The 18650-nt window shown below is 53.0% G+C and carries 15 protein-coding genes; 7 read left to right on the top strand and 8 right to left on the bottom strand.

The features are described from left to right. Position 1: 1 nt before the first annotated feature. Complete coding sequence (gene nifJ, locus SGBXF1_RS13080; RefSeq protein WP_186426960.1) at positions 2–3535, bottom strand: pyruvate:ferredoxin (flavodoxin) oxidoreductase; 3534 nt, start codon at positions 3533–3535, stop codon at positions 2–4. Between the two features lie 250 nt (positions 3536–3785). On the opposite strand from nifJ, the gene SGBXF1_RS13075 reads away from it, so the two are divergent. Both SGBXF1_RS13075 and SGBXF1_RS13070 read left to right on the top strand, forming a co-directional pair. After that, on the top strand, positions 3786–4118 hold the full coding sequence (locus SGBXF1_RS13075) for an SMR family transporter (RefSeq protein WP_037415669.1): 333 nt from the start codon (positions 3786–3788) through the stop codon (positions 4116–4118). A gap of 434 nt (positions 4119–4552) precedes the next feature. Beyond that, positions 4553–4813: a DUF333 domain-containing protein gene (locus SGBXF1_RS13070; protein WP_037415666.1), complete on the top strand. Its 261-nt coding sequence runs from the start codon at positions 4553–4555 to the stop codon at positions 4811–4813. A 43-nt stretch (positions 4814–4856) separates the two neighbouring features. Here the strand turns inward: SGBXF1_RS13070 and hslJ are convergent, their stop codons facing one another. Together hslJ and SGBXF1_RS13060 are read right to left on the bottom strand one after the other, a co-directional pair. Continuing rightward, positions 4857–5285 carry a heat shock protein HslJ gene (hslJ, locus tag SGBXF1_RS13065; RefSeq protein ID WP_186428508.1) on the bottom strand — a complete coding sequence of 143 codons (429 nt, stop codon included), beginning with the start codon at positions 5283–5285 and terminating at the stop codon, positions 4857–4859. Between the two features lie 24 nt (positions 5286–5309). Next, entirely contained in the window at positions 5310–6302 is a 993-nt protein-coding gene (locus SGBXF1_RS13060; protein WP_061806352.1) for a 2-hydroxyacid dehydrogenase, read from the bottom strand. A gap of 536 nt (positions 6303–6838) precedes the next feature. On the opposite strand from SGBXF1_RS13060, the gene SGBXF1_RS13055 reads away from it, so the two are divergent. The 3 genes from SGBXF1_RS13055 to SGBXF1_RS13045 are packed head-to-tail and all read left to right on the top strand — an operon-like array spanning position 6839 to position 9977. Further along, the gene (locus SGBXF1_RS13055) at positions 6839–9451 is read left to right on the top strand and encodes a YdbH family protein (RefSeq protein WP_061806351.1); all 2613 of its coding nucleotides are present in this window, start codon (positions 6839–6841) and stop codon (positions 9449–9451) included. After that, positions 9448–9645, top strand: a complete 198-nt coding sequence (locus tag SGBXF1_RS13050; RefSeq protein ID WP_061806350.1) for a YnbE family lipoprotein — start codon at positions 9448–9450, stop codon at positions 9643–9645. The genes SGBXF1_RS13055 and SGBXF1_RS13050 overlap by 4 nt, the downstream gene beginning before the upstream one ends. A gap of 8 nt (positions 9646–9653) precedes the next feature. Continuing rightward, the gene (locus SGBXF1_RS13045) at positions 9654–9977 is read left to right on the top strand and encodes a YdbL family probable chaperone protein (protein ID WP_061806349.1); all 324 of its coding nucleotides are present in this window, start codon (positions 9654–9656) and stop codon (positions 9975–9977) included. A 126-nt stretch (positions 9978–10103) separates the two neighbouring features. Here SGBXF1_RS13045 and azoR read toward each other — a convergent pair whose 3' ends face one another. Further along, on the bottom strand, positions 10104–10709 hold the full coding sequence (gene azoR, locus SGBXF1_RS13040) for an FMN-dependent NADH-azoreductase (protein ID WP_037415646.1): 606 nt from the start codon (positions 10707–10709) through the stop codon (positions 10104–10106). Between the two features lie 269 nt (positions 10710–10978). On the opposite strand from azoR, the gene hrpA reads away from it, so the two are divergent. Next, positions 10979–14866: an ATP-dependent RNA helicase HrpA gene (gene hrpA / locus SGBXF1_RS13035; protein WP_186426959.1), complete on the top strand. Its 3888-nt coding sequence runs from the start codon at positions 10979–10981 to the stop codon at positions 14864–14866. On the opposite strand, the gene SGBXF1_RS13030 is transcribed toward hrpA, so the two are convergent. Then, positions 14844–15992: an MFS transporter gene (locus tag SGBXF1_RS13030; protein WP_186426958.1), complete on the bottom strand. Its 1149-nt coding sequence runs from the start codon at positions 15990–15992 to the stop codon at positions 14844–14846. The genes hrpA and SGBXF1_RS13030 overlap by 23 nt on opposite strands. Before the next feature lie 102 nt (positions 15993–16094). Between SGBXF1_RS13030 and SGBXF1_RS13025 the strand changes: the two genes are divergently transcribed. Then, positions 16095–16913 carry an AraC family transcriptional regulator gene (locus SGBXF1_RS13025; protein WP_186426957.1) on the top strand — a complete coding sequence of 273 codons (819 nt, stop codon included), beginning with the start codon at positions 16095–16097 and terminating at the stop codon, positions 16911–16913. Between the two features lies 1 nt (position 16914). On the opposite strand, the gene SGBXF1_RS13020 is transcribed toward SGBXF1_RS13025, so the two are convergent. The 3 genes from SGBXF1_RS13020 to asr form a co-directional block, all read right to left on the bottom strand. Continuing rightward, positions 16915–17736: a trypsin-like serine peptidase gene (locus SGBXF1_RS13020; RefSeq protein ID WP_186426956.1), complete on the bottom strand. Its 822-nt coding sequence runs from the start codon at positions 17734–17736 to the stop codon at positions 16915–16917. Positions 17737–17865: 129 nt separating this feature from the next. Then, positions 17866–17946 (bottom strand): small membrane protein YdgU, encoded by an 81-nt coding sequence (ydgU, locus tag SGBXF1_RS24075; protein WP_455431400.1) that lies wholly within the window; start codon positions 17944–17946, stop codon positions 17866–17868. A gap of 92 nt (positions 17947–18038) precedes the next feature. Further along, a complete protein-coding gene (asr, locus tag SGBXF1_RS13015; RefSeq protein ID WP_037415634.1) occupies positions 18039–18332 on the bottom strand; it encodes an acid resistance repetitive basic protein Asr in 294 nt (97 codons plus the stop codon). Between the last annotated feature and the right edge of the window lie 318 nt (positions 18333–18650).

Here is an 18650-nt window from a genome sequence, read left to right as displayed (position 1 = left end):
TTTACTCGGTGGAGGATGTTTCCCCCTTGCCAGCCAGTAGACTGAGGAAGTCGTACTTTTCCTTCAACTCTTTCTCTGCGGCCTGATACAGCGCACTGGCGACCTCCGGCTGTTGTGAGTTCAGGCGACGGAAGCGCTGCTCTTTTAGCAGGGTTTCGGTCAGGTTGCTGTTTGGCGGTCGGGAGTCCAGCGCCAGCGCAGGTTTGCCCTCATCGGCGCGGCGCGGGTCGAAGCGATACAGTGGCCAGAAACCGGTGGCGGTCAGTTGTTTCATCTGATCGTGGCTGAGTGCCAGATCGTAACCGTGCTCTTCACAGGGGCTGTAGGCGATAATCAGTGACGGGCCTGGATAGGCCTCAGCTTCCTGGATCGCCTTCACCGTTTGGTTGAGCTGTGCACCCAACGAGATTTGTGCCACATACACATGACCGTACATCATCATGCTGACACCTAAGTCCTTACGTGCCTTGCGCTTGCCGTGCTCACCGAATTTGGTGACTGCGCCCAACGGAGTGGCTTTCGACTGTTGGCCACCGGTGTTGGAATAGCATTGGGTATCCAGCACCAGTACATTGATGTTCTCGGTCAGGCTGAGGACGTGATCCAACCCCCCAAACCCAATGTCGTAAGCCCAGCCATCGCCGCCAATCAGCCAGATAGACTTATCCACCAGATAATCGGCGTCGGTTGCCAGTTGGCGTGCGTCGTTACCTTCGATTTTCGCCAACAGGCCGCGCAGTTCAGCGATCTGTTTACGACGTGGTTCTGGTGCGATATCCACCATTTGCAAGGCATTAACCAACTGTGTCGGCAACTGCGGCGCCAGTGTGTTCAACAGGCGCAACACGCGGCTGCGGTGCTGGTCGACGGTCAGGCGGAAGCCCAGACCAAATTCTGCGTTATCCTCGAACAACGAGTTGGCCCAGGCTGGTCCACGGCCTTCGGCATTGGTGGTGTAAGGTGTGGTGGGCAGGTTACCGCCGTAAATAGATGAGCAGCCGGTGGCGTTGGCAATCAATAGCCGATCGCCATAAAGTTGGGTCAAAAGCTTGATGTACGGTGTTTCGCCACAGCCGGAACAGGCACCTGAATATTCGAACAGCGGAGAGATCAGCTGCGACGTGCGAATGTCGATCCGTTCGAGCTGCGCAGGATCGATCTCTGGCAGTTGCAAGAAGAAGTCGTAATGTGCTTTTTCCTCAGCCAGATGTTCCAGGCGTGGCGCCATATTGATCGCTTTAATGTCCGGATTCTGGCGATCTTTCGCCGGACAGACTTCAACGCACAGGTTGCAACCGGTACAGTCTTCCGGTGCCACCTGCAGCACGTATTTCTGGCCGCGCATATCACGTGCTTTCACATCCAGTGATTGCAGTGAGGCAGGGGCATGTTCCATCGCTTCAGGTTGAACCACTTTAGCGCGAATCGCGGAGTGCGGGCAGGCGGCCACACAGTGGTTACATTGGGTGCACAGATCCGGCTGCCAAATGGGGATATCTTCGGCGATGTTGCGTTTTTCCCACTGAGTGGTGCCAACCGGCCAGGTACCGTCAGGCGGGAAGGCCGATACCGGCAGTGCATCACCGAGTCCGGCCAGCATCGCAGCAGTCACGGTTTTGACAAAGTCAGGTGCAGCGTCGGAGACCACCGGAGGGCGCATTGGGCTGTTGTCGTTAACCGGCTGCAATGGGATCTCAACCAGAGCGTCGAGTGTGGCGGCCAGCGCCTGCCAGTTACGTTCGACAATGTCCTGACCTTTGCTGCTGTAACTGCGGGCGATAGCGTCCTGCAATTGCTGCAACGCGACGTCGCTCGGCAGGATCTGGGTCAGGTGGAAGAACGCCATCTGCATCACGGTATTGATACGTGCCCCGAGCCGGCATTCACGTGCCAGTTTCGCCGCATTGATGATGTAAAAACGCGCCTGACGTTGCAGCAGCACTGCCTGCACTTCCTGCGGTAGACGTGACCATGCTTCTTCGGCACCGTACGGGGTATTGAGCAGGAAGATACCGCCTGGCTTCAAGCGTTCCGCCATCTGGTAGGTGTCGATAAATTGCAACTGGTGGCAACCCACAAAGTCGGCGCGGTTGACCAGATAGGCCGAGTTGATCGGCCGCTCGCTGACGCGCAGGTGTGACACTGTCAGGCCACCTGCCTTTTTCGAGTCGTAAACAAAGTAACCCTGTGCGTACATCGGTGTGCTGTTACCGATGATTTTGATGTTGTTCTTGGTGGCGGATACGGAACCGTCGCTGCCCAAACCGTAGAACAGCGCCTCCAGCGAAGCACGCTGCGGTAGGGTGTCTTCACTGAGAGGTAAAGAAAGGCCGGTTACATCATCGAAAATGCCGACGGTAAAGCGCGGGCGCGGTTTATCCAATGCCAGTTCGTTAAATACTGCCAATGCGCAGTCTGGTCCGAACTCTTTTGAGGACAACCCGTAACGGCCGCCGATCACCACCGGCATACTGGCACGCTCACCACGGCTGAATGCTTCGGCCAGCGCGGTCATCACGTCCAGATATAGCGGTTCCGCCAACGCCCCCGGTTCTTTGGTGCGGTCCAATACGGCAATTTTTTTTGCAGTCTCCGGCAGAACGCTGAGCAGGTGTTGTGCGGAAAATGGCCGGAACAGCCGGACTTTCAGCACACCGACTTTTTCACCGCGGGTCAGCAGGGCGTCGATCGCTTCTTCACAGGTACCGATAGCGGACCCCATCAGAATCACCACGCGTTCAGCCTGCGGATGGCCATAATACTCAAAAGGCTGGTATGTCCGACCGGTAATTTGGGCGAATTTATCCATGGCATCAATCACATGCTGGCAAGCTGCGTTGTACCACGGGTTGGTGGCCTCACGTGACTGGAAATAAGTGTCCGGATTGGCAGAGGTACCGCGCACCACGGGGTGGTCTGGCGACAGCGCGCGGCGGCGATGTGCATCAATCGCATCCTGCGGCAGCATTTGGCGCAGAACGTCGTCACTCAGCGGTATGATCTTGTTGATTTCATGCGAGGTACGGAAACCATCAAAAAAGTGAATAAATGGCAGGCGACTGTTGAGGGTCGCGGTTTGAGAAATTAACGCAAAGTCTTGCGCTTCCTGCACATTGCTGGCGCACAGCATAGCGCAGCCCGTCTGGCGTACGGCCATGACGTCGGAATGGTCACCGAAAATTGACAGCGCGTGAGTCGCGATGGTCCGGGCGGCGACATGCAGTACAAACGGCGTCAGTTCACCGGCCAATTTGTACAGCGTCGGGATCATCAACAGCAGGCCCTGTGATGAGGTAAATGAGGTCGACAGCGCCCCGGTTTGTAACGCTCCGTGTACCGTCGCGATCGCACCGCCTTCGGACTGCATTTCCACCACTCGTGGTACGTCTCCCCAGATATTCTGGCGACCGTCACCGGACCAGGCATCCGCTTGCTCTGCCATGGTCGAACTGGGGGTGATGGGGTAGATGGCAATCACTTCGCTAGTGCGATAGGCGACGGAAGCGACTGCATTATTACCATCTGTAGTAATCATCGACTTTACCTTTCATTGCTCAAAAAGCTGCAAAAGTCACCTCTTGCAGTAATTAACAAAGTCTAGCAGAGGGATATATTGGCTCTTTATCGCGTTTGTGTGGCGGATGATAAATCGACAAAAATCGCTGTAAACGGATATTTCTTGAATTAAGATCATGCTGTGATGGAGAATTGTCATCGTTGTTTAACGACAATTTATTTCCGGCACGTCATACTGGTAAACAGGCAAACTTACAGAAGAAAAAACGATGAGTGGATTTATGTATTTGGCCATGGCAATTGTTGCGGAAGTGATCGCGACAACCATGCTGAAAGCCTCTGAGGGCTTTACTCGCCTGTGGCCGTCACTGGTAGTCGTGGTTGGCTACGGTGTGGCTTTCTGGGGACTGTCGATGGTGGTGAAAACCATGCCTCTGGGTATTGTCTACGCTATCTGGTCCGGTATGGGCATTGTTCTGGTATCGATTGCTGCAGTATTTGTTTATCAGCAAAAACTGGATCTACCGGCAGTTTTCGGGATGGGATTAATTATTGCCGGTGTACTGGTGATTAATTTATTGTCGAAAACGGCGGCGCACTAATTGTTATTTTAAAGTGAAACACGCCAGCGTGACATTCAGTGACGCTGGCTGAAAGCTTCAGTAATAATAACTGAAAATAATGAATCAGTTATATTCATCGAGTAACAAAAGCAACGCTGTTTTTTTACTATTGTCTGACAATTCCCAGTTCGTCCACTGCTCCCAAACCCCTCCTTCAACCCTGTCATCGCTCTTGTCGCCCAGACCGCATGGTGGCTGCTCCGTGAGCTGCGTGAAAGCCGCGGTGCCAACAAGAATGATCACAACGTTCAAATAAACGCCAAATAATTGCAGGAATATATTTTCATTATTTATATATCAGGCTAGATTAAATAGGTTTGCATCAAAGATAACAAAACGCGTCCGCAATAGTGATGCGAGTTATCAGCAATGGCGATTTTACACAGCGAAGTTCCGGGTTCAGGAGTGGAATAATGACAACATCTAAATGGGTGCTGGCCGGCGCCGTACTGCTTTTGGCCGCCTGCAGCAGCAAGAATGAAGAACCAGTCCAGCAGGGCAACAGCGCAAGAATCAATAGCTTACAGACAAGCGCAAACTGCGCCATCGTGGGTGGCGTCACTACCGTGACCCATAATTTGAACGGCGAGGCGATCAGAATGTGCCAGATGCCGAATGGCAAACAGTGCGAAGAATCCACGTTGGGCCAGGGTGCTTGCGCGAGCGCCGGTTAACGGAAAAGAACACCAGGCCGCCGGGCAGCCTGGTGAACAGGGATCACTGCACCCAATCACGCAGTTTATAAACCAGGGTATGGTCACTGCCGCTCAGCGTTAACTGCTGTGCGCTGAGGGTAACTTTTGCCCCATTACCCAGCACATCGCCGATCATGGCATCCCACTGATTGAGCTGCGGATCGGGACACAACATGCGGGTAGAGGCCAGGCCTTTCACCGTCAGTATGCCGTCTCGCAATTGGCCATTGCCGAAGAAGCGGTTACACATGGCACCGGAAACATGCATTGTTTCACCGAACTCAATGTTGGGTCCGTTGCCGCGGTGTGACTTTACCGCCACGCCGTCGACGCTCTGCAGCGCAAAATTATGATGTAACAGATCACTTTCTGTGACTGGTTTACCGTTTTTGCTCATTCCACATCCTGCTAACAATAGCGTTGTTAACGCCACAGCAATGGACTTCATCATCATCTGTCTTCCTTGCTAAAAACATCAGGCGTTGAGCAGATTAGGGCAGTTCTCGCCGCGATCCAGTTGGTTCACGTTTTGCAGCGTGGTTTCCGATATGCTGGTTAGCGCCTCTTCCGTCAGGAAAGCCTGATGACCGGTGAACAACACGTTGTGGCAAGCTGACAGGCGACGGAAAATATCGTCCTGAATCACGTCATTGGATTTGTCTTCAAAGAACAAGTCACGTTCGTTCTCATACACGTCCATACCCAGAGCGCCAATTTTTTGCTGTTTCAATGCATCAATCGCTGCTGAGGAGTCAATCAGTCCACCACGGCTGGTGTTGATGATCATCACGCCATCTTTCATTGCCGAAAAAGCGTCGGTGTTCAGCAAGTGATGGTTTTCCGGCGTCAGCGGGCAGTGCAGGGTGATCACGTCAGACTGTGCGTACAGGGTTTTCAGATCGACATATTCGGCACCCAACTCCAGCGCCTGCTCGCTTGGGTATGGGTCATAGGCCAACAGTTTCATGCCGAACCCTTTGAGAATACGCATGGTGGCGACACCAATTTTACCGGTACCGATTACCCCGGCAGTGCGGTTATGCATATTGAAACCGATCAACCCTTCGAGCGAGAAATTGGCATCACGGGTGCGTTGGTAGGCGCGGTGAATGCGGCGGTTAAGGCACATCATCATCCCTACCGCATGCTCAGCAACCGCTTCTGGTGAATAGGCCGGTACGCGCACCACTTTGATGCCCAACTCTTTGGCGGCATCCAAATCCACATTGTTGAAGCCCGCACAACGCAGAGCCAGGATCTCGACGCCTAATGCTGCCAGCTCTTCGAGGACTTCACGGCTGCCGTCGTCGTTGACGAAGATGCAGATGGCTTTACAGCCAGCGGCGTTTTTGGCGGTTTTTTTGCTGAGCAGGAAGTCAAAGAACTCCAGCTCATAGCCAAACTGCTGATTCACCAGTTCGAGATATTTACGGTCATACTGTTTAGTGCTGTATATCGCCAATTTCATCGTGGTTTCTCCCGCGTGATTTTGTGATCAATTTAACAGATTTTTGTAAATTCTACAATTGGTTAGCCCGTTTAGGTAACGCTAAAAAGTGGTATGTACCATCACTTGAGGCGGTATCAATTAAAGGTAGCTGGTGACGCTCAAACAGGGAGGATATTCATTGCGCGCAGGAAGGTAAGGGAGGTTGCTCAGCAGAGGCTAAAAAAAATCCCCACGGGGGTGTGGGGAATGGCTTCTCTAGTATAGTTAGCTAGCAGCTGACTTTTGTTAGAATGCTTGCAAGACTATTAATTATCAAAGGTAACGACAATAACAAAAGTCCGAAATAGGTCTCATTCATGTGATGAATATGTAACTAAAACTTACAGTCACCACAGCAATAGCTACAAAAAGGCCGTAAGGGGGTATCTTCGTCGGCCTTGACTTCACCCTATGTCAAATTCATGCCATCATTATTGCTAATTCAGGCATAGACTTACCCTAAACGGCCCTTGGTCCGAAAATAGTGCCTAACTCAGGAATGAAGCAATCATTTAATGACTAAGCGATTGAAAGTATTCATAGGGATTGTGGTGAGCACGCTGATCCTGCTGCTGGCGCTCTGGCAAACGTTGCCGCGTTGGCTACCGCGCGTGCTTTCTCACTGGCTGCCTCAAGGTAGCCAGTTGGTTTTGCAGGGCAAACTGCACTGGCAACAAGGGGCATTGCAGTTGGATGGCGCCCGTTTTTTGGCGCAGGACTGCTTACTTGCCGCCGTCGGACCATCCCGATTGGCTTATCAGCAGGGACGTTGGCAACTGGTCAGTGACAAGCTGACTGTCGATACCGCCTGTTTATCAAAATTGCCTACCAGTGACGCCAACAGTACGCCGCTGGCATTAGACCAATTACAAAAGCAATTACCGCTACTGGATGTCACCATCAAGGATCTTGCCGTGACCCCGTGGCAATACTATGCCGGAAAATTGCAGGTGCGCAGCTCCGCAGAGGGCCAGCATGTCCAGTATCAAGGGCCAAACATCAGCGTTGACGCGTTATTGGACCAACATCAACAATTAACACTCAACGATCTGACCTTGGCTGCGCCCAACAGTCAACAACCACTGCACCTGACCGGTAAGATTGCCATTCCACTGGATTTGGACAGCATCCCGGCTCAAGGAGCCCTACAGGGTGAGATGCAGACCGGCTATCTGAAAAAACCGTTGCTGTTGGATATGCGCTGGCAACAACAGCAGGGGGTGCTGACCCTGACGGAAAAGGGAGAAGACAAACCTTTGGCGACGTTGCCGTGGGAAATCAACCCGCAGCAGGTCAGTATTACGCAGGGTGAGTGGCATTGGCCATACAGCCAACAGCCACTTAACGGTGGGGTGAGCATTGCGCTACATGACTGGAGCAAAGGGTTTGATGAAACCCAGATCAGCGCTCGTTTGAACGTTATCACCGACGGCCACAACGGCAAAGGCAATGCGGTGCTGACGTTGGGACCGGGCAAGATCGGGCTGATCGACAGCAATCTGCGTTTCCAACTGACCGGTCAGGCGAATCTGGCCGACTTTTCAATGACCGCCTCGATTCCCGGCATCATCAGCGGCACTATCCTTAACCCGACGCTGGTATTACAGCCGGGGTCGTTGTTGCGCCTGTGGGGTAACGCCACGCCAGAAATGAAGCTGGAAGAGGCACGTTTGCCATTGGCTGGCGTAAAAGTCACGGCTGCCGGTATTACGGGGCGTTTGCAGGCCATTATTAACGCCAGTGACAGCTACTGGGGCCGTTTCAAACTGCATCTGGATGGCAAGGCACAAGATTTTTGGCCGGATCACGGCAATTGGCAATGGCGCTACTGGGGCAATGGGCAGTTGCCACCGCTGCAAGCTGCCTGGGATGTCGCCGGCAGTGGCAGTTGGCAGGACAGCACGCTGATTCTTGATCGCCTTTCTACCGGTTTTGATCACTTGAAGTACAGCATCGTGACGGTAGATGCGCCACGCCTTAGTCTCAGCCAACCATTGCGATGGCAGCGTGATGAACAAGCGCCTGCGTTCAATGGTGAAGTGCAACTGGTTTCAGGCAAGGTGAGTTTCACCAACGGGGGGTATTTGCCGGCCCCTGTACTGTCACTGCAACTCCAGGGCAAAACGCCGGACAGCTTCCAATTACAAGGAAAGCTGCAAGCGGAGAAAATTGGGCCGATCGCGTTACGTGGCCGCTGGGACGGTGAGCGTTTACGCGGAGAAGGCTGGTGGCCTAAACAATCACTGAACGTGTTCCAGCCGCTGATTTCACCCGATCTGAATATCAAACTGCGCGATGGCGAGTTTTATGCCCAATCTGCATTTTCCGCGGCGCGGGAACAAGGTTTTGAAGCTGGCGGTCACTGGGTGGTGAAAAATGGTGGCATGTGGCTGAAAGACGGCGAGATGAGTGGGCTGGACTTTGTCATGTCTTACCGGCTGAAAAATCATCTGTGGCAGTTGGGTGCCAAGCGACCGGTAATGTTGCGGATCAAATCGTTCAGTAACCTGTTCGATATGCAGAATATCACTGCCGATCTTCAAGGTACCTATCCTTATAGCGATCCCGCGCCGCTGACGTTGAGTAATGTTGGTATGGACGCATTGAATGGGCATATCAGCCTGTCGGCACTGCGAATGCCGCAGCATGACGCTGCGGTGTTGAAGTTAGACAAGGTAGATCTCAGTGCTTTGTTTACCGCGCTGAAGCCAAAACAGTTTGCGATGTCTGGACGTGTTGATGGCGAGTTACCCTTGTACCTGAATCACCCTAAATGGTTGGTACATAACGGTTGGATCGCTAACTCAGGCATGTTGACGCTACGGCTGGACAAGGACATGGCCGATGCGATTGGCAGCAATAATCTGGCGACCGGTGCAGCGATTGATTGGCTGCGCTATATGGAGATCAATCGCTCTCAGGCTCGCGTTGATCTCGACAACCTCGGTGAGTTGACGCTGAAAGCCCGAATTGACGGCGTCAATCCGCAAAAAAGCGCCAAACGAGAGGTTATCCTGAACTATAGCCATCAAGAAAACGTGTTTCAGCTTTGGCGCAGTTTGCGCTTTGGCGACAATTTACAGGAGTGGCTTGAGCAGGCCCTCTCAAAACCTGGGGAACAACCATGAAAATTATTAGCGGACCTTTGCTGGTTGCCGCGCTGAGCATGTCTATGCTGAGTGGCTGCGTGCCGCGCATCGAGGTCGCGACACCTAAAGATCCGATCACCATCAACATGAACGTGAAGATCGAACACGAAATTCACATCAAAGTGGATAAAGATGTAGAGAATCTGCTGAAAGACCAAAGCGGTTTGTTCTAGGAGCCAACATGAAAAAACGTTACTTAGGCTTGATTGGCGCCGGTTGGTTGTTCAGCAGCATGGCGATGGCACTGACACTTGATGAGGCCAAACAGCAGGGGCGTGTGGGTGAAACGCTCAGCGGTTATATCGCACCGGTGAAGCAGGATGCTGAAACACTGACACTGGTGAAAAATATCAATGCCGGGCGCACCGAGAAATACCAGCAAGTCGCGGATGGCAACCATATTGCTATCGATGATGTAGCGCGTATGGCGGGTCAGAAATTGGTATCGCGTGCCCCCGCTGGGGAGTATGTGCGGGGCATTAATGGCCAGTGGCTGAAAAAATAAAAAAAGCGCGCCATCAGGCGCGCAATAAAATACAGCATTGGATTTTTATGAGGGTAGTGCAGGTTTGACAGGACTTGGGTCATTCTGTTGTAGCTTCGCAGGGGCATAACACCCCTGCGCGGGTCATCAGGCAGCAACAACCTGTGCCAGCACGGCCTTGGCATCGGCTTGCGCTTTAGTCGCGACGTCTGGGCCGTAGGCGATGCCTTCCGCGAACACGAACTCAACGTCAGTGATACCGATAAAGCCCAGGAACAGACGCAGGTAAGGTTCTACCAGATCAGTTGGTGTACCTTTGTGAATGCCGCCGCGGCTGGTCAGGATGATGGCGCGTTTACCTTTCACCAAGCCTTCAGGGCCATTTTCGGTGTAGCGGAAAGTGACGCCGGCACGGGCAATCAGGTCGAAATAGTTTTTCAGCTGGGTCGGGATGTTGAAGTTGTACATCGGTGCTGCCATAACGATAGTGTCATTGGCCTGCAGTTCAGCGATCAGCTCATCGGACAACGCCAGTGCTTCGATTTGACGCGGAGTCAGCGGCGCATCGGAAGGGCGCAGCGCGCCAACCAGTTCACCGTCCAGCACCGGAATCGGCTGTGCAGCCAAGTCACGCACGGTGATGGTGTCGTTGCCATGGGTATTGGCCCACTGTTCAACGAAGAAATCGGCCAGTTGGTTTGACTGAGAATAGCCCGCCAGGATGCTTGATTTGAGAACCAATACTTTGCTCATCGGTAATTCCTTACGTTATGACAGTGACATCAGGACGAAGCGTCCCTTGCATGCAGTACACTGTATTCACATTTTTTCACCAGTGATAGCGCAATATTTCGAGACCTTTGTTCGATTTTATTGAATAAGCTGTTGAGACATAAACTGCGGGATTATGGGGAGAAAGCGGCTTGTGATATTCTGCGCGGCTAAAGCTGAAAAATGGCTAAAACATCATTATACCGTTGCTAATGCTTGATACAGCAGCGATGAGACAAGGAATACCGAACGTGAAATCTCCGCTCGCGGCATTGTCTGCCCAACTGGGCGAGCTGATGCTCCGTGATCAACAACGCCTGCAACGTCGGCTGCAGGGCGCACGAAAAATCAAAAATCCCGAAGCTCAGTTGACAGCGGCTGTTGAAATCGAAAGTGACATAGCCACTGCGCTGCGTAAAGTGCAGTCTCGTGCGGCGACATGCCCAAAAATCACTTACCCGGAAAACCTGCCCGTCAGCCAGAAAAAGCAGGATATTCTGCAGGCCATCCGCGACCATCAAGTGGTGATTGTCGCCGGTGAAACCGGCTCGGGGAAAACCACCCAGTTACCGAAGATCTGCCTGGAGTTAGGGCGTGGGGTGAAGGGGCTGATTGGCCATACTCAGCCACGACGTTTGGCAGCACGTACTGTCGCAAACCGTATTGCCGACGAGCTGGAAACGCCGTTGGGCGGGAGCGTCGGTTATAAGGTGCGCTTTAACGATCAGGTAGGGGAAAATACCCTGGTCAAGCTGATGACCGACGGTATCCTGCTGGCTGAAATCCAACAGGATCGGCTGCTGATGCAGTACGATACGCTGATCATCGATGAGGCGCATGAACGTAGCCTGAACATCGACTTCATCCTCGGTTACTTGCGTGAGTTGTTGCCAAAGCGCCCAGATCTTAAAGTGATCATCACCTCGGCGACTATCGATCCACAGCGATTTTCGCGTCATTTTAATAACGCACCAATTATCGAAGTCTCCGGGCGTACGTATCCGGTGGAGGTGCGTTATCGTCCTGTCGTGGATGATGCAGATGATACCGATCGCGATCAACTGCAGGCGATTTTCGATGCGGTGGATGAGCTCGGCCGCGAAGGACCGGGGGATATCCTGATCTTTATGAGCGGTGAGCGCGAAATCCGCGATACTGCCGACGCGCTGAACCGCCTGAATCTGCCACACACTGAAGTCTTGCCCCTGTATGCTCGCCTGTCGAACAGCGAACAGAACCGAGTCTTCCAGTCGCACCATGGTCGGCGTATTGTGCTGGCGACCAACGTGGCAGAAACCTCACTGACTGTCCCGGGTATCAAGTACGTCATTGACCCGGGCACAGCACGTATCAGCCGCTACAGTTTCCGTACTAAGGTGCAGCGTCTGCCGATCGAACCGGTGTCGCAAGCCTCGGCCAACCAACGTAAGGGCCGTTGTGGCCGCGTATCGGACGGTATTTGTATTCGCCTGTATGCGGAACAAGACTTCCTGTCACGGCCTGAGTTTACCGATCCAGAAATTCTACGTACCAACCTGGCGTCAGTCATCTTGCAGATGACCTCACTCGGGTTGGGCGACATCGCGGCCTTCCCGTTCGTAGAAGCACCGGATAAGCGCAATATTCTGGATGGCGTGCGCCTGCTGGAAGAACTGGGGGCGATTAAAACAGCGGAAAATGGCCATTACCAGCTCACGCCGCAAGGGCGTCAATTGGCGCAGTTACCCATTGATCCACGGTTAGCCCGTATGGTGCTGGAGGCACAAAAGAGTGGCAGCGTGCGCGAGGTGATGATCATCACCGCGGCGTTGTCGATCCAGGATCCGCGTGAACGTCCAATGGACAAACAGCAGGCGTCGGATGAAAAGCATCGCCGTTTCGCTGATAAAGACTCCGACTTCCTGGCCTACGTTAATCTGTGGGACTGGCTGAAAGAGCAGCAAAAAGAACACTCTTCCAGCCAGTTCCGCCGGCTGTGTCGCAATGACTTCCTGAACTACCTTCGGGTACGTGAATGGCAAGATATTTACACCCAATTGCGTCAGGTGGTGAAAGAGTTGGGGCTGCCGGTCAACAGTGAGCCTTCTGATTATCGCAGCGTGCATACCGCGCTGTTGACTGGCTTGCTATCACACATCGGCCAGAAAGATGCTGACAAACAGGAGTTCACCGGCGCCCGCAACGCACGTTTCTCGATCTTCCCTGGCTCAGGCCTGTTCAAGAAACCACCGAAGTGGACCATGGTGGCTGAGCTGGTGGAAACCAGCCGCCTGTGGGGACGTATTGCCGCGCGGATCGAGCCTGAGTGGATAGAACCGCTGGCTCAGCATTTGGTGAAGCACAGTTACAGCGAACCGCACTGGTCGAAATCCCAGGGCGCGGTGATGGCCAGTGAAAAAGTGACGCTGTTCGGCTTGCCGATTGTCGCTGCGCGCGCGGTCAACTACAGCACCATTGATCCTTTATTGTGCCGCGAATTGTTTATCCGCCATGCACTGGTAGAGGGCGACTGGCAAACGCGACATGCGTTCTTTAGTGCCAACCTCAAGTTGCGAGCCGAAGTCGAAGAGCTGGAACACAAATCGCGTCGCCGCGACATTCTGGTGGATGACGAGACCCTGTTCAACTTCTATGACCAGCGCATCCCGAATGATGTGGTGTCCGGACGCCATTTTGACAATTGGTGGAAAAACGCCAGTAAGCAGAATGCGGATCTGCTCAGCTTTGAAAAAGAGATGTTGATCAAGGACGGTGCCAATCAGGTCAGCGCGCTGGATTATCCGAACACGTGGTATCAAGGCAATCTCAAATTACGTCTGACGTACCAATTTGAACCGGGCACCGACGCCGACGGCGTTACGGTACATATTCCGTTGCCAATTCTTAATCAGGTAGAAGAAAAGGGCTTTGAATGGCAAATTCCGGGTGTTCGCCGTGAACTGGTGATTGCCTTGATTAAGTCGTTACCAAAACCCGTGCGCCGCAACTTTGTACCGGCGCCCAATTACGCCGAAGCCTTCCTTGGGCGAGTAACTGCGCTGGAATTGCCGTTGCTTGATGCGTTGGAGCGCGAACTGCGTCGCATGACAGGCGTGACGGTGTCACGTGAAGATTGGCAATGGGATCAGGTGCCCGATCACCTTAAGATGACGTTCCGGGTTGTGGGTGAAAAACACAAAACCCTGCTTGAAGGTAAAGATCTGACGGCACTTAAATTGCAATTGAAAGACAAGGTGCAGGAAACGCTATCTGCGGTGGCGGACGATGGGTTGGAACAAAGCAATCTGCATATTTGGAGTTTTGGCACACTGCCGGCGTTTTATGAGCAGAAACGCGGCGGTTATTCGATGAAAGCTTATCCGGCACTGGTGGACGAAAAAGATAGCGTAGCAATCCGTCTGTTCGACAGCGAACAAGAGCAGCAACAAGCAATGTGGCAAGGTACGCGCCGCTTACTGTTACTGAATATTCCTTCGCCAATCAAATATCTGCATGAAAAACTGCCTAACAAAGCCAAGTTGGGGCTGTACTTCAACCCTTACGGCAAAGTGTTGGATTTGATCGACGACTGCATTTCATGTGGCATCGACAAATTGATCGCAGAACATGGCGGGCCGGTGTGGCAAGAGGAAAACTTCGCCCGCTTGCAGGAATTGGTGCGCGGTGAGTTGAATGAAACAGTAGTTGGGGTCGCCAAACAAGTTGAACAAATCCTGACTGCGGTGTTTAACATCAACAAACGGTTGAAAGGCCGGGTGGATATATCGTTGGCACTGGCGCTGTCGGATATCAAAGCCCAGCTTGGTGGCTTGGTGTATCGCGGTTTTGTGACCAACAACGGTTGGAAGCGTTTGCCGGATACGCTGCGGTATCTGCAGGCGATTGAACGTCGTCTGGAGAAGCTGGCTATCGATCCACACCGCGATCGTGCACAGATGATACGGGTGGAGCAGGTGCAGCAGGCTTGGCAACAGTGGCTGAATAAGCTGCCGCCGAAGCGACAGCAGGATGATGAGGTAAAAGAGGTGCGCTGGATGATAGAAGAGCTGCGCGTGAGCTTGTTCGCTCAGCAATTGGGTACGCCTTATCCTATCTCGGACAAGCGTATCTTGCAGACTATCGAGCAGCTTTCAGGCTAAGCGGCGTAAAAAGGCAGCCTGTACAGCAGAGGCATAGCAGGCTGCAGCATAACAGGGTTGCGGCCAGGCTTTGTCCTACGGCGGCTAAAGACAGTCCGGCGCCAATCAACAGATAGTAGAGCAGGCCGAAAACGGCTCCGGCGGTGCCGAGCTGATGCCGGTAACGGTGTAGTGCCTGGCTTAACACGTTGGGGATCGCCAACCCGAAAGCCACGGTGATGAGTGTGCAAGGCAACAGCAGCATCAGACTGTGCTGCCAGAAAACCAAGGCCAGTGCGGCACTGAGCGCCAGCAGACTGCCAAGCAGGATTTGTTTTTTTGCACTGATACTTTTGAACAGTAAATAGCGGTTCAGTAATGCGCCAAGCAGACTGCCTAACGCTAATGCGATGCCAGAGTAGCCGAATTGCTGGCTGCTCAGGCCCAGTTGTTCGAAGATGAACGGTGCCAGGCTGAAGTAGCTGAACACCATGACATTAAAACCGGCGACTAATAACGCGGAATACCAGATATGTTTGTCGCGTAAGATAGCCCAGCCATTGCCCGCCGCTGTTGTCTTGATTGCGACTGCAGTCTGTCGCGTCTCCGGCAGGGCGTACCAGCACCAAACCAATAAAATCAACGCCAGCAACCACTGAGCGGCAAATATCGCCATACTACCGCCCCAACCGACGAGCATCCCACCGGCTAACATGCCCAGTACCGGACTGACCGACAAGGCGATACCAACGGTCGAGAAAACATTGCCTAGCGCAGACCCTTGATAGACATCACGCAGCATGGTTTGCGTCACGATGGAGCCGACCGCCGCGCCGAAAGCAATGGTAGCGCGAGCGCTCAACAGCCAGGTGAAATGCTGGCTCAGCAACGCGATAACCGCGCCAACAAGATAAATCGCCAAACCCGCCAGCATAGTTATCCTGCGACCAAGTCGATCGCACATTACCCCCCAGAATGCGACACCGAAAGCAAAAGCAAAGAAATAGATCGACAGTGTTTGGCTGGCCTGAGCGGCGCTGACATTGAAATCGACGCGTATTGCCGTGAGCGCAGGGCTGTAGAGGGTTTCGAGCACCTGTGGGGCCATGATAGTGACGACTATCAATGGCAGGGGGAAGCGTGACATGGAAATGAACCTTTGTGGTGAATAATCGCGTCAGTATAGGGAAAGACAAAATGTTCAATTACAATCATAAGAACAAAAAACAACGAAAAAAGGACATTGGTGATGGCATTGATTACCCAGCAGGCTGTTTTTGACCCAGACGCCTGGTTGGCGCCGGTGTTAGGTATCGCGGCGGAGTTAGTCCGGCATGACTCGGAAGATCATGTGCATCAACGTGCGCAGTTGCTGTATGCGCCACGCGGGTGCATGACGGTGACACTGGCCGATCGTTGGTTGATCTTGCCGCCAACGCGCAGTTTATGGATCCCCGGCGGTATCCGGCATCGGGTTCAGCTTCGTGGGCAGGTTGCCTACCGCTCGATCTATCTGGATCCGTCATTGGTGCCGGCTATGCCGCAAGAATGTGCTGTATTGGCGGTCAATCCTTTATTGGCAGCAGTGGTGGAGCGTATAGCCTATTGGCCATTCAATTTGGCTATGGAGTGCCGTACGGCGCAGGACTTGCTGCCGGTCCTGGTGAATGAGCTCCATGCAGCGCGGTTGGAGAACACTGGCCTGATGCTGCCCCGAGACCGACGTCTGGCACATTGGCTGGAAAAACTTGACGGGTGCGATGAATTGCCGGGGTTGGCGAAATTGGCACAGAAGCTAAATCTGCATGCCAAAACGCTGACACGCATTTTCCAACGCGAGAGCGGATTGAGTTATCAGCAATGGAGTCAGCAATGGCGGTTGATGCGAGCGATTGAGCTGTTGGCGGAAATGCCATCGGTCAGTTCAGTGGCGCAGCGTTTGGGTTTTTCCAGTGACAGTGCTTTTATCGCTTTCTTTCGCCAGTTTACCGGCACAACACCCAAGCGGTTTATGAAAGGAGATGAGAGAGAAGAAACCGGCGTGGGCACCCACGCCGGAGGGGAATAGCTTATTTTCCGGCAGCCAATGCGTCGAGCGCATCACGAATGCCGGTGACTGCCAGTGCTCGGTTATCGGCACGGTAACGATCTTTGGCCGCCGGTGCTGAACTTTGAATGGCAATCAACGACCAACCATCGGCTGTTTTCAGCAGTAACGGAGAGCCGCTATCGCCAGGGAGAGTGTCGCACTGATGCGACAGAACGCCTTGTTGTGCCCAACCCGTCACTTTACAGTTTTGGTGGCTATAAAGGTCATCCAAATGATCTTCCGGATATCCAGCCTGAGTAATTAACCGCTTGGCTTGCTTCATCGCCTGGGTCAGCGCCTTGCTGTCGCCTTGCCACAGTGGCAGCGGTTTAATCGGCAAGGTGTTTTTATCCTTCAAGCGAATCAGCGCAAAATCATAGGCCGCCGCCGCGGGTGGAACGATCCAGCTATCGCCATCAGGTTTGAGCTTTTTACCCAGTTTGCGGTCAACCAACGTTTCAATATTGCTTGTTTGGTATTTCCACGTTTTATTACCAGCTACAAAACGCAGCGCGATAGCTTTGTCCAGTTGGCCCGGTGGTGCCAGTACGCAATGACCGGCAGTGAGAGCCAGATGAGGGGATATTAGCGTGGCAGTGCACAGGTTACCGCTGGCGGTTTCCACTTGTCCAATCGCTTGCCACGGCCAACCGTCGGTTGCCGTGACCTTAACGCGTTCATCTTTGCCAAAAAATAGGCGGGTTTGCTCAGCGGCCGACGCATCGGATGGGCTATCTGCCCGAGCTGAGAGGGAGAGTGCGAGCGGAAATGAGCACAGCAACAACAAAACGGTTATGCGCATAAGTTTCTTGCCTGGAAAATACGGGTCATCCATAAACACACTGAATGGTAACTATAGACTGATTTCGTTGCCGTGTGGATGGGCAGTGATTGATTTTTCAATAATTTCTAATCCAGAAAGGCTGTGCAGCTACAGATAAAAAAAGGCGGTGATCAGTCCGCAGAGGATCAGAGTGGCCAGAATAATTTCAAATAAGTAGCGACGCAGCATGATGAGAACCCCCGATGAAAAAACACCCGGCGAACCGGGTGTTGGAAAACTCAAGCCTGGACTGGTGAGGGGAGCCTCACATCAGATTGCTGTTACGCAGCTTTTTTATGGCTGGATTTTTTGTGGTGTTTTTTGGCTGCCTGCGCTTTCTGAGCAGGGGCTTTTTTAGCGGTGGCTTTGTGGTGCTTTTTAGCCGCTTGCGCTTTTTGTACCGGGGCTTTCTTCGCGTGATGTTTTTTCACGTGAGTAGTTTTGGCCGGTGCAGCCATCGTAGTGGTAGTGGTCGCCGCAGGTGCAGTAGTGGTGGTAGTGGCAGCGTCAGCAGCGAAAGCAACAGAAGACAGACCCATTGCAGCGGCAACAACCAGAGCTAATACTTTTTTCATTGTTGATTCCTCAAATTACTCGTCATGTATCAAGCCCACTGCGGGGCCGGTGTTAAGATAGTAGGCAAACAGCGGAATGCTTTCCGTGAGTGATTGGTTTCGGCGTGTAACCTAATGTACATCGTAGGTTTTGGGGTTCTGTGTGGCGGGCAGCCATTCACCGACGTACGTTGTACCGGCAGTGAATAGCGATGAACGCAATGTTGAACCCAGCGTATGGCATGTGCCTTTCAAACGCATTTTAGTTACAACATACATATTGTGATTAACTACCCAGCACTCTGTAGCTACAGCGTCGCAGGCAGGGGTTGTGCGTTA

The organism is Serratia grimesii (assembly GCF_900186025.1).
Classification (GTDB): Bacteria; Pseudomonadota; Gammaproteobacteria; order Enterobacterales; family Enterobacteriaceae; genus Serratia; species Serratia grimesii.
This window is presented reverse-complemented; position numbering and strand designations above follow the sequence as displayed.